At 65.1% G+C, this 11,204-nt stretch carries 9 protein-coding genes, 1 tRNA gene, 2 pseudogenes and 1 CRISPR repeat array; of the genes and pseudogenes, 2 read left to right on the top strand and 10 right to left on the bottom strand.

Translation table 11 applies throughout. The features are described 5' to 3' along the window. Position 1: 1 nt before the first annotated feature. A CRISPR array of direct repeats spans positions 2–823; the repeat unit is 29 nt; unit sequence CCGTTCCCCGCACACGCGGGGATCAACCG. 429 nt (positions 824–1,252) lie between these two features. After that, positions 1,253–1,677: pseudogene (locus CG50_RS14495) on the bottom strand (IS5 family transposase); the annotation flags it as partial. Positions 1,678–1,734: 57 nt separating this feature from the next. Between CG50_RS14495 and CG50_RS16905 the strand changes: the two are divergent. Both CG50_RS16905 and CG50_RS16350 read left to right on the top strand, forming a co-directional pair. Beyond that, positions 1,735–2,466: pseudogene (locus tag CG50_RS16905) on the top strand (integrase core domain-containing protein); the annotation flags it as partial. A gap of 198 nt (positions 2,467–2,664) precedes the next feature. Then, positions 2,665–2,976 (top strand): hypothetical protein, encoded by a 312-nt coding sequence (locus CG50_RS16350; RefSeq protein WP_051910041.1) that lies wholly within the window; start codon positions 2,665–2,667, stop codon positions 2,974–2,976. Between the two features lie 67 nt (positions 2,977–3,043). On the opposite strand, the gene CG50_RS14480 is transcribed toward CG50_RS16350, so the two are convergent. The 9 genes from CG50_RS14480 to CG50_RS14440 all read right to left on the bottom strand — a co-directional run bounded on the left by CG50_RS14480 (position 3,044) and on the right by CG50_RS14440 (position 11,121). Next, positions 3,044–3,120 (bottom strand) — tRNA-Arg (locus CG50_RS14480). A gap of 75 nt (positions 3,121–3,195) precedes the next feature. Then, positions 3,196–4,416, bottom strand: coding sequence for a cysteine desulfurase (locus CG50_RS14475; RefSeq protein ID WP_036639865.1), 1,221 nt, complete (start codon positions 4,414–4,416; stop codon positions 3,196–3,198). Positions 4,417–4,426: 10 nt separating this feature from the next. Continuing rightward, positions 4,427–5,014 carry a YIP1 family protein gene (locus CG50_RS14470; RefSeq protein ID WP_036639862.1) on the bottom strand — a complete coding sequence of 196 codons (588 nt, stop codon included), beginning with the start codon at positions 5,012–5,014 and terminating at the stop codon, positions 4,427–4,429. Between the two features lie 134 nt (positions 5,015–5,148). Further along, positions 5,149–6,435: a SufB/SufD family protein gene (locus CG50_RS14465; protein WP_036639859.1), complete on the bottom strand. Its 1,287-nt coding sequence runs from the start codon at positions 6,433–6,435 to the stop codon at positions 5,149–5,151. Continuing rightward, a complete protein-coding gene (gene sufC / locus CG50_RS14460; RefSeq protein ID WP_036639857.1) occupies positions 6,432–7,205 on the bottom strand; it encodes a Fe-S cluster assembly ATPase SufC in 774 nt (257 codons plus the stop codon). The genes CG50_RS14465 and sufC overlap by 4 nt, the downstream gene beginning before the upstream one ends. Before the next feature lie 20 nt (positions 7,206–7,225). Next, positions 7,226–7,819 carry a hypothetical protein gene (locus tag CG50_RS14455; protein ID WP_036639882.1) on the bottom strand — a complete coding sequence of 198 codons (594 nt, stop codon included), beginning with the start codon at positions 7,817–7,819 and terminating at the stop codon, positions 7,226–7,228. Between the two features lie 116 nt (positions 7,820–7,935). Further along, the gene (gene sufB, locus CG50_RS14450; RefSeq protein WP_036639855.1) at positions 7,936–9,456 is read right to left on the bottom strand and encodes a Fe-S cluster assembly protein SufB; all 1,521 of its coding nucleotides are present in this window, start codon (positions 9,454–9,456) and stop codon (positions 7,936–7,938) included. Between the two features lie 20 nt (positions 9,457–9,476). After that, positions 9,477–10,556, bottom strand: a complete 1,080-nt coding sequence (locus CG50_RS14445) for a cysteine desulfurase family protein (RefSeq protein ID WP_036639853.1) — start codon at positions 10,554–10,556, stop codon at positions 9,477–9,479. A 106-nt stretch (positions 10,557–10,662) separates the two neighbouring features. Next, entirely contained in the window at positions 10,663–11,121 is a 459-nt protein-coding gene (locus CG50_RS14440) for a Fe-S cluster assembly transcriptional regulator IscR (RefSeq protein WP_036639850.1), read from the bottom strand. Positions 11,122–11,204 lie beyond the last annotated feature (83 nt).

Genomic DNA, 11,204 nt, shown 5'->3' with positions numbered 1-11,204 from the left:
ACCGTTCCCCGCACACGCGGGGATCAACCGAGGCTTACGCGATACTTAGAAAGGACTCTTAACCGTTCCCCGCACACGCGGGGATCAACCGGTCACTGGGTAACTTAGATAGGTTCATAGTAACCGTTCCCCGCACACGCGGGGATCAACCGCCCGAGACGTCGAACGCGCCGCCGATCAGCTGCCGTTCCCCGCACACGCGGGGATCAACCGATGGGCTTGAGGCCCTGTCCTACTAGGGCACCCCGTTCCCCGCACACGCGGGGATCAACCGCATCGGAGACCAGACATCTGGACACTTCAAACCCGTTCCCCGCACACGCGGGGATCAACCGTGTCTCCAAGAGGGCAATCGTTGTTATCTCTCCCGTTCCCCGCACACGCGGGGATCAACCGAGAAAGCCCCCTGCCTGTGTAGACAAGGGGCTCCGTTCCCCGCACACGCGGGGATCAACCGAGTTGACGATATAGAGAGACACGAAAGGCACTCCGTTCCCCGCACACGCGGGGATCAACCGCGGTGATCTTGAAGTAGCTAGTCATCTGGGTCCCGTTCCCCGCACACGCGGGGATCAACCGTTCACCGTCGAGGTGACCGGCCGCGAGGCGATCCGTTCCCCGCACACGCGGGGATCAACCGGTATGGCCGGCCCGACGCAGCCGTTTATGAGCCCGTTCCCCGCACACGCGGGGATCAACCGAAAAAATCGAACCCCCTATGGCGGTGGGTCTCCCGTTCCCCGCACACGCGGGGATCAACCGACATTGTGTGTGCAGTGCCGTGCTGTCAAAATCCGTTCCCCGCACACGCGGGGATCAACTGGTATCGGTCATGGTCACGACTCCTTGAAGGATACAAAAGGCCCCGTTGCGTTTCTGCTACAGGGCACAGGAGATTTCAGATGTTTCGTTTTGTTTCAGTGGTTTTTGTTGTTGCCGCCATGTCAGCGGACAGCATTCGCTGCCGATTAGGTCTCATTTATCGCGGTTCAGAATGCACTGGTTGAACATGGCTGCCCTGAGGTGAACCCAGACCGCTATGAAAGCCCGCAAATGACCGCTGCAATAGAGGACTTCTCGAAGGACTATGGCGGTAGCCCAACTGTTGCCGGCGTCCTCTCCACCATGATGGGGCTGGCAATAGAAAACCGCATCGAGGTCGCCGACCAAGGTCTTCCTCGCGAAGGTCGAGAAAGCCGTGGGAGAACAGCTAAGGGCCCCTGACAGCGCTAGGCTCAGGACTCGTTGTGGATCACAGCCAGAACAAGACGGTTGCGGCGAGCAGGATGGCGGAGAAGCATGTCTCTGGACAGCGGTCGTATCGGGTCGCGACCCGCCGCCAATCCTTCAGGCGGCCGAACATGATCTCGATGCGGTTGCGGCGTTTGTAGCGCCGCTTGTCGTATTTTGCCGCCTTCTTGCGGGACTTACGGCCGGGGATTGAGACATTTATACCCTTGTCTTTGAACGATTCTCTGAACCAGTCAGCGTCATAGCCCCTGTCGCCAGCAGCCAATCCGTCTTCGGCAGACTGCCCCGCAGCGCCGCCGCGCCGGTGTAATCACTGACTTGGCCCGCGGACATGAAGAACCCGATCAGGCGCCCCGTGGCATCGGCTACGGCGTGCAACTTGGTGTTCATGCCGCCTTTGGTGCACCCAATATGGTTTGACCTGCCCCGAGATTTTTTCCCCCACGTCGATTAGAGCCCGGCCCAACCAGAGGACGGACAATGAAGCGAACGAGGCTCGCGGACGAGCGGATGCTCGACATGGCCGCGATGAAGGAACTGCTGTCCAAAGTGAGGGCGGTCCGCCATCGGTTCGGGGAATGCCCGAACGGTGACGCCCGCCGTGAGGCGCGAAGCTGTCGCGCATCTGAAGGCCCATCTCGGGCTGTCGGAGCGGCAGGCGTGCGAGATTGCCGGGGCGGATCGCAAGATGGTTCGCTACCAGTCGCAGCGTGCGCCGGGCACGGCTCTGCGCGGTCGGCTGCGGGATCTGGCCAATGAGAGGCGCAGGTTCGGCTACCGGCGGCGCTTCGTCCTGCTCAGGCGGGAGGGCGAGGTGTCGGGAAGCAATCGCATCTACCGGCTTTACCGGGAGGAATGATTAACAGTGCGTAAACGCAAAGCCATCGGCACAAGGGCCCCGATCCTGATCGAGGCGCGGGCCAATGCGCGCTGGTCGCTCGACTTCGTGCATGACCAGTTGGCCTGCGGGCGGCGCTTCATTCGCCATTCGACTCGAACCGATGGCGCCGCAATGGCTCAGCATCGCGCCGGGTAAGCCCATGCGAGACACGGTTTCGTCGAGAGCTTCAACGGCAGGATGCGGGACGAGCTGCTCAACGAGACCATGTTCCGTAACCTGGCTCATGCGCGCCATCTGATCGCCGCCGGGGCTGCCGGTTACAACACCGAGCGTCCGCATTCAGCCTTGGCTACCAGACCCCGGCTGACTATGCGCGGGCCCTGACCACCGCAATCGCGCCACCTCGCCTACTTCATCCTGATCGGCCTCTACACCGGCACGCGCAAGGATGCGGTCCTCGGGCTGGCGTTCATACTGCACACGCGGGGCGGCGGGATCGACTGCGACAAGGGCGTGCTCTACCGCCGCTCAGATGATGCCCGCGTGACGAAGAAGCGTCAGACGCCGGTTCGATGCCGACGAAGCTCCTCGGCCACATGCGCCGCCTACAGGCACACGGGCAACGATTCGCAGTCGAGTTTCGCGGGGACCGGGTGGGTGACATCAAGCCGGCGTGGGCGCGCGCCTGTCAGGCCGCGGGGATCGAGGGGGCAACGCCGCACACCCCGCGCCATACCGCCATCACCCGGGCGATGCAGGCCGGTGTCCCGTTGGCCGATGAGAGCGCCTTCTTCGGCGTGGCCGTCGACATTCTCGAGAAGGTCTGTTTCCATCACTCGCCGGCATTCCAGGCAGCGACAGCGGAAGCCATGAATCGAGCGTGATTTCGGGGGTTTCCAAGCAGTTTCTTGGCACATGCCAGAATGGCGAAATGCTAAGTCATTGGGAATATGGTGCACTCGGCGCGATTCGAACGCGCGACCTCTGCCTTCGGAGGGCAGCGCTCTATCCAGCTGAGCTACGAGTGCGTCACGGCGACTGAATAGACGATCCTGTCAGCCGCCGCAACGGGCAATCGCACCCGGCTGGCGCAACCGGCCCTCTCAGCCCAGAAGCTCGTGGCACAGTTCCAGCGCCTCGATCAGCCGGTCGACCTCGTCGCGGGTGTTGTAGAGCGCGAAAGACGCCCGCGCCGTCGCGGTCAGCCCGTAATGCGACAACAGCGGCATAGCGCAATGTGTGCCGGCCCGCACCGCCACCCCGCATTTGTCGAGAATCGTCGACATGTCATGCGGATGGCCGGCGCCGCGCATGGTCATCGAGAAGATCGCCCCCTTGCCCGGAGCATGGCCCTGCACATCGAGCCAGTTCAACCCGTCCAGCCGCGCCTGCGCGTAATCGCGCAGGTCGGCTTCGTGGGCGGCGATGTTCTCCATCCCGAGCCCGGTCAGGTAATCGAGCGCGACGCCCAGCCCCACCTGCTGCACGATGCCGGGGGTGCCGGCCTCGAACTTCAGCGGTGGATGGGCCCAAGTGACGGTCTCGCGCGTCACCGTGTCGATCATGTCGCCCCCGCCGAGGAAGGGGCGCATCTCGGCCTGACGCTCGGAACGGATGTAGATCGCCCCCGACCCCGAGGGGCCGTAAAGCTTGTGACCGGTGATCGCGTAGAAATCGCAGCCGATGTCCTGCACGTCGACGCGCATGTGAACCGCGCCCTGCGAGCCGTCGACCAGCACCGGCACACCCTTCGCATGGGCGCCCTCGGTGATCGCCTTGACGTCGACATGGGTGCCCAGAACGTTCGACATATGGGTGACGGCGACGAGCTTCGTCTTCGGCCCGATCGCGTCGATCATCTTCTGCGGATCGAGGCTGCCGTCCGCCTCGGGGTCCACCCATTTCAGCACCACGCCCTGACGCTCGCGCAGGAAATGCCAGGGCACGATATTGGCGTGATGTTCGAGAACGCTCAGCACGATCTCGTCGCCCGGCTGCAACCGCGGCGCGGCCCAGGCATAGCTGACCAGATTGATCGCCTCGGTGGAGCCGGTGCAGAACACGATCTCGTCCGAGGACCCGGCGTTCAGAAAGCGCGCGACCTTGTGGCGGACATCTTCGTAACGCTCGGTCGCGACGGTCGACAGGTAATGCAGGCCGCGGTGAACGTTGGCGTAATCGTTTTCGTAGAACTGGGTGATCGCGTCGATCACCGCCCGCGGCTTCTGCGCCGAGGCGCCGTTGTCGAGGTAAACCAGCGGCTTGCCGTTGACCTTGCGGCCGAGGATCGGAAAGTCCTTGCGGACTTCTTGGACGTCATACATGGCGCACCTCTCAGATCTGCGCCGGCACGAGGCCGAGCGACACAAATATCATTCCCGCGATCATCGCCGTGCCGAAGAACACCGCGATCACCGCCATCGCGACCTTGATCAGGCTGGTGAAGCCGTGCAGCGCCGCGGTGAACTGCGTCAGCAGGTAGAACAGCAGCGCGATCAGCGCCGCCGCCCCGATCATCGTCAGCTGCGGCACCACCAGCATCAGCACGAACTGCACGCATTGACCGAGGATCAGGATGAACTCGGCCCAGCTGACCAGAACCATCGCCTCGGCGAAGGTCCCCTGCCCGCCGGCCTGCCGGCCGAGCACCGTCATCGCCGCGGCACCGTAGAGGATCAGCGCCCCCTGCACCGCCGTCATCACCAGGATCGTCGAGACCGGGGTCGCCTCGCCCGCCTCGCCGGTCACGCCGCGCATCACCAGCTCTACGAGCAGGCTCAGCACCGAGGACAGCACCATCACCAGACAAAGCGCGGTCCAGCGCGCCTGAGCCGGCAGCCGAAGCGCGATCAGCACCCGGGCCACGTCGCGAGGCTGGGTAAAGCTGCGCAGGATCAGCAGCCGAAGGTCGGAGAAGGTCATCTGTGCCTCTTCATTTCAAAGCCGCCCCCGGCACCCGGAGGCGGCAAGGTAGTAAACCGCCGAAGGGCGGCAAAGGTTGGCCCGCCGCCAGAGGACGGCAAAGGGCTTGCGCCGCCCGCAGGCGGCAGGGATCTTCAGCCGCGATGCGTCGCGAGCCAGGCTTCGAGCCGGGCGACGATCTCGTCCTTCAGCGCCGGATCCTCGATCTCGTCGATGGCATCGGCGAGGAAGGACAGCACCAGAAGCGATTTCGCCTCTTCCAGCGGCACGCCGCGCGAGCGCAGGTAATAAAGCGCCGTCGGGTCGATCGCGCCGGTGGTCGAGCCATGCGAACATTTCACGTCATCGGCATAGATCTCGAGTTCCGGCTTGCCGAGGAACTGGCTCGCCGCGTCGAGAAGCAGCGACTGGCTGATCTGATAGCCATCGGTCTTCTGCGCGCCGGGTTTCACCAGAATCTTGCCCTGGAATACGCCGACGGCGGCGTTCTTCAGCACCTTCTTGAACACCTGCCGGCTTTCGCCGTTGAGCGCGTCATGGGTGACGAAGACCGTATCGTCGTGATGGAACCCGCCATCCGCCCCATCGCCAAGCGCCGCGCCCGCCACATGGGCGACCGCGTTGTCGCCATCCAGCCACAGCACGCATTCGTTGCGCGTCAGCCGGCCGTTGACGGTGAGGGTGAAGCTCTTGAACAGCGCACCTTCGGCGATGCGCGCGAAGATATGGGTGATCGCCTGACGCTTGTGGTCGGGGCCCTGAGCGCGGATGTGGTGGAAGCGCGCGCCCTCGGCGACTTCGACCTCGATCACCTTGTTGAAGCGCGCGCCCGAAGGCCCGTTCTCCAGCAGCGTCATCTCGGCGCCCGGCTCCAGCCGGATCACGTGATGCAAGATCGGGTCGGAAACTTCTGATTTATGGCGATAAATCACGTTCACCGGGCGTTTGACGCGGCCGGTGACGCGGATCAGCAGACCGTCCGTCGCCGCCACGGTGTTCAGCGTGGCGAAGGGACGCAGGACCGGCACCTGACCTGCGGCCTCAAGCGTTCCGTAAACCGACGCGGCCCAGTTCACATCCGGCGCCTCGGCGAGGCGGGTGATCTCGATCCCCTCTTCGCCGCTCAGCGCGTCCGAGGCCGCGGCATCGAAGACGCCATCGGTGAACACCAGACGGATCCGGCCGAAGCCGTCGAACATCTCGGGCTGCGCGGCCGGAACCTCGGCGCGCGCGGGCTCCGGGGCGGCGAAGGCCGTCGGATTGGTCCAGCGCCAGTATTCATCGCGCCGGCCGGGAAAGCCTGCCGCGCTCAGCCGCTCCAGCGCCTCGCGCCGGGCTTTGGCGGCGAAACCGCCCGCCGGCACGCTCAGACGCGCCAGTCGCGCATCGAGGGCCGTCGCCTTGTCGAGTGTGGCCATCATGCCTCCTCCGCGACGATGCCATGCGCCTTGAGGATGTCGGCGTAGCCGTTCTTCTCGACTTCCAGCGCCAGTTCCGGCCCGCCGGTCTGCAGGATGCGGCCGTCGGCCATGATATGCACCACGTCCGGCTTGATATGGTCGAGAAGCCGCTGATAGTGGGTGATGACGATGAACGACCGCTCGGGCGAGCGCAGCGCGTTCACGCCATCCGCCACCAGACGCATCGCATCGACGTCGAGGCCCGAGTCGGTCTCGTCGAGGATGCACATCTTCGGCTCCAGCATCGCCATCTGGAGGATCTCGTTGCGCTTCTTCTCGCCGCCCGAGAAGCCGACGTTGACCGGACGCTTCAGCATCTCGGCGTCGATCTTCAGCGCCTTGGCCTTGGCACGGATTTCCTTGAGGAAGTCGGTCGAGGACAGCTCTTCCTCGCCGCGCGCCTTGCGCTGCGCGTTCACCGCGGTGCGCAGGAAGGTCATGTTGCCCACGCCGGGGATCTCGACCGGATACTGGAAGGCAAGGAACAGACCCGCGGCGGCGCGCGCCTCGGGTTCCATGTCCAGAAGCTCCTGACCGTCGAGAACGGCCGAACCATCGGTGACCTCATATCCGTCGCGGCCCGACAGCACATAGGACAGCGTCGACTTGCCCGAGCCGTTCGGCCCCATGATCGCATGGACCGAGCCCGACTCCACCGTCAGATCGAGCCCCTTGAGGATGACCTTGTCCTGGTCTTCCAGCTTGACGTGCAGGTTCCTGATTTCCAGCATCTTGTCCTTTCCTCCGCGCGTCATTCGGGGCGCAGATAGGTCGTGAGGATGAGCCCCAGCTTCTCGGCCGGTATCGGCGTCGGCTCGGCGTTGAAAACGGCCATGCGGCCGATCATGCCCGTGGGCGGGCAGAATTGTTCGATCTCGTGATAGCTGTCGCGGCCCGCGTAATCGTCCCACAGGACGGTCACCGGACGGCTGATCCGGAACAGCGTGGTCAGGAAGCAGGCGGCGCGGAAGCGGCCGTCGATCAGCACGACGTCCGGATGCACGAAGCCCGGCAGATCCCAGACCGAGGTGGCGTAAAGCGGCCAGATCCGGAACCGGCGTGCGTTGCGCGGAAAGCCCCAGTCGCCGCAATTGCCGGTCTCGGCGTAATGCAGCGTCAGCGCGGCTTCGGGCGGATGCGCCTCGAACCAGCGCTTCATGCCGCGCAGCCAGCCGGCGTTGTTCTCGACCGAGAACACGGTCTTTCCGGGCATCCGCGCGGCCAGTTCGGTCGAGCCGCCCGAGCCGTATTCGAGGATGACATCCGCCTCGGCATAGGCCGCGCGCAGCGCATCCGCCTCGGCTTCGGGGAAGGTCAGCTTCGGCGCCACATCGGCTTTCGGCATGGGGCCGCCCGCCGCGGAAGCGGGAGCGCCCCCCGACATCGCCGGAGCGGGCATCGGGGCCGGCATCGCCGCCCCTTCCGCGCCCGGCGCGGGATATGCCCCCTCGGCCGCCATGCTCAGCCGACCGAGCCTTCGAGCGAAATCGCGACGAGGCTCTGCGCCTCCATGGCGAATTCCATCGGCAACGCCTGCAGCACCTCGCGGCAGAAGCCGTTGACGACCAGCGCCACCGCCTCTTCCTCGTCCATGCCGCGCGAACGGCAATAGAACAGCTGCTCGTCATCGACCTTCGAGGTGGTGGCCTCGTGCTCGACCCGGCTCGAGTTGTTCTTCACCTCGATGTAGGGGACGGTATGCGCGCCGCATTTGTCGCCGATCAGCAGGCTGTCGCACTGGGTGTAATTGCGGCTGTCCACCGCCTTCGGATGGATCGAGACGAGGCCGCGATAGGTGTTCTGCGCCTTGCCCGCCGAGATCCCCTTCGACACGATGCGCGAGCGCGTGTTCTTGCCCAGATGGATCATCTTGGTGCCGGTATCGGCCTGCTGCATGTTGTTGGCGATGGCGATCGAGTAGAACTCGCCCTGGCTTTCGTTGCCGCGCAGGATGCAGGACGGATATTTCCAGGTGATCGCCGAGCCGGTCTCGACCTGGGTCCACATCACCTTGGCGCGGTCGCCGCGGCAATCCGCGCGCTTGGTGACGAAGTTGTAGATCCCGCCCTTGCCGTCCTCGTCGCCGGGGAACCAGTTCTGCACGGTCGAATATTTGACCTCGGCATCTTCCTCGATGACGATCTCGACCACGGCGGCGTGAAGCTGCGCGGTGTCGCGCTTCGGTGCGGTGCAGCCTTCGAGATAGCTGACATAGGCGCCCTTGTCGCACACGATCAGCGTGCGCTCGAACTGCCCGGTGTTCTCGGCGTTGATGCGGAAGTAGGTCGACAGCTCCATCGGGCATTTCACCCCCGGCGGCACGTAGACGAACGACCCGTCCGAGAACACCGCGGCATTGAGCGCCGAATAGAAGTTGTCGGTCTGCGGCACCACGGAACCGAGGTATTTCTTCACCAGCTCGGGATGTTCGCGGATCGCCTCGGAGATCGAGCAGAAGATCACCCCGGCCTTCGCCAGGCTCTCGCGGAAGGTCGTGCCGACGGAGACGGAGTCGAACACCGCATCGACGGCGACCTGACGACGCTCGCCTTCCGGCGCCTCGCCCTCGGGTGTTTCGACACCGGCCAGAAGCATCTGCTCCTTCAGCGGAATGCCAAGCTTCTCATAGGTCGCCAGCAGCTTCGGATCGACCTCGTCGAGCGACTTCGGCCGGGTCTCCATGCTCTTGGGGCGCGCGTAGTAATAGATGTCCTGAAAGTCGATCTCGGGCAGCTTCAGCAACGGCCAGGTCGGCGCGGTCATCGTCAGCCAGCGCTGATAGGCCTTCAGCCGCCACTCCAGCATCCATTCCGGCTCGTGGTTCTTCGCCGAGATCAGCCGCACGATGTCCTCGTTCAGCCCCTTGGGCGCGAGGTCCATCTCGATCTCGGTATCCCAGCCGTATTTGTACGAGCCCATGTTGCGGACCGTCTCGATGGTCTCGCGGTCCACGCCTTCCCGGATGTCGAGTTCTTCTGCCAAAGCCGTCTTTCCTTTCCGCGTCAGTGTCTTGCGCGGTGTTTCCTGAGTGCGCCCAGCCACCCTTCGGCAAAGCGCAGAACGTCGTCTTTCCCGACTCCCGGCCCGATCGAGACCCGCAGTGCGCATCCCGCCTGATCCTCGGGCCAGCCCATCGCCGTCAGCACATGGCTGGCGCGGACCTTGCCCGACGAACAGGCCGAACCTGCCGACACCGCATATCCCAGAAGGTCCATCCGCATCACCTGCGTCTCGCCCTTCCAGCCCGGAGCGATCACCGACAGCGTGTTGGGGAGCATCTTCGGCGCGGCCGTCGCCGCGATGCCTGCCTGATCTTTCGCTGTCTCGCTTCCCGGAAAATAGAGCGTCTCGCCACTCGCTTCCAGAGATGATTTTAGAATATTTCTAATTTCGTCAACTTTTTCCCAGACCCCCTCCGCGAGGTCGCGCGCGGCGGCCTCGGCGGCGGCTCCGAAGCCTGCGATTCCGATCAGATTTTCGGTTCCGGCGCGGCGTCCCATCTCTTGTCCGCCGCCGCGCATCCGCGCCGCGACCTCATCGCCCTGACGCAGCACCAGCGCACCGATCCCCTTCGGGCCGCCCAGCTTGTGCGCCGAGACGATCCCCGCCCGCGCCCCCGTCCAGTTGAAGGCGAAGGGGATCTTGCCGAAGCCCTGCGTAAGGTCGGTGACGGCAAGCCCCTCGGGCAGATCCTGGATCACCCCGGTCTCGGGATTGGCGAGTTGCAGCGCGGTGCGGGCCGGATCGTCGACCGTCACCCGGCCGTAACCGTCGACCGGCAGATCGGGCCGGCACCAGGCCTTGATCGCGTCATGCTCGACCTCGGCGCAGCGCAGATCGCGCCCGGCGAGCGCCAGCGCCGAAGCCTCGGTCGAGCCCGAGGTGAACACCAGATCCTGCCCCTCGGCCCCGAGCGCGGCAAGGATCTGCGCCCGCGCACGTTCGATCAGCGCGCGCGCCGCCCGTCCCTCGGCATGGACCGAGGACGGATTGCCCAGCACATCCATCGCATCGGCCATCGCCGCGCGGGCCTCGGGCCGCAGGGGCGCCGTGGCATTCCAGTCGAGATACAGTCGTTTCATGAACCCACTCCCGCGCGCGTCCCGCCGGTCATGGCGCGGGCGCGCCGCATTTCAGCCCGCCGATCCGATACGCGCCCGGCCCCACCCCGGGGTCCGGCGCCGCGGATCACTCGTCGACGACGGAGAACAGCGAGGGCACCGCCGGGCAGGGTTTCAGCCCGTTGCCGACCACATCGGCGAGCGTCGTGTTGTGCAAGAAGACATAGACCTGTGCCGAGAGGCTTTCCCACAGCCGGTTCGCCAGCGACTGCGCCCGGCTGCCCGAGATGCCACCCGACGCCCCCGCCCCCACATGCAGCGCCGAGACCGTCTCGTCGACCGCCTCGAACACGTCCGAGATGCGGATCTCGGCCGGGGTGCGCGCCAGACGGTAGCCGCCGCCCGGGCCGCGCACCGACACCACCAGCCCCGCCCGGCGCAGCCGCACGAAGAGCTGTTCGAGATAGGGCAGCGAAATGTCCTGCCGTTTCGATATCTCGGCAAGCGAGGTCATCTGCCCCTCGCGCACGGTCGCCAGATCGACCAGAGCAACCATCGCGTATCGGCCCTTCGTCGAAAGCTTCATGTCCACTCTCCGATCCGGCACCCGGCCACCGCCGGAGACGCCGCTAAATCCGACGCGAAACGCGCTGCCTGCATTGACGCCGC

The organism is Paenirhodobacter enshiensis, from assembly GCF_000740785.1.
In the GTDB taxonomy this organism is placed as follows: domain Bacteria; phylum Pseudomonadota; class Alphaproteobacteria; order Rhodobacterales; family Rhodobacteraceae; genus Rhodobacter; species Rhodobacter enshiensis.
The sequence above is the reverse complement of the archived record's forward strand: the minus strand, read 5'-3'. Positions and strand labels throughout refer to the sequence as shown.

Coding starts and splice junctions, on each gene's coding strand:
- CG50_RS16350 (WP_051910041.1), top strand. CDS start 2,665: ATGCCGACGAAGCTCCTCGGCCACATGCGCCGCCTACAGGCACACGGG.
- CG50_RS14475 (WP_036639865.1), bottom strand. CDS start 4,416: ATGTATGACGTCCAAGAAGTCCGCAAGGACTTTCCGATCCTCGGCCGC.
- CG50_RS14470 (WP_036639862.1), bottom strand. CDS start 5,014: ATGACCTTCTCCGACCTTCGGCTGCTGATCCTGCGCAGCTTTACCCAG.
- CG50_RS14465 (WP_036639859.1), bottom strand. CDS start 6,435: ATGATGGCCACACTCGACAAGGCGACGGCCCTCGATGCGCGACTGGCG.
- sufC (WP_036639857.1), bottom strand. CDS start 7,205: ATGCTGGAAATCAGGAACCTGCACGTCAAGCTGGAAGACCAGGACAAG.
- CG50_RS14455 (WP_036639882.1), bottom strand. CDS start 7,819: ATGCCGAAAGCCGATGTGGCGCCGAAGCTGACCTTCCCCGAAGCCGAG.
- CG50_RS14445 (WP_036639853.1), bottom strand. CDS start 10,556: ATGAAACGACTGTATCTCGACTGGAATGCCACGGCGCCCCTGCGGCCC.
- CG50_RS14440 (WP_036639850.1), bottom strand. CDS start 11,121: ATGAAGCTTTCGACGAAGGGCCGATACGCGATGGTTGCTCTGGTCGAT.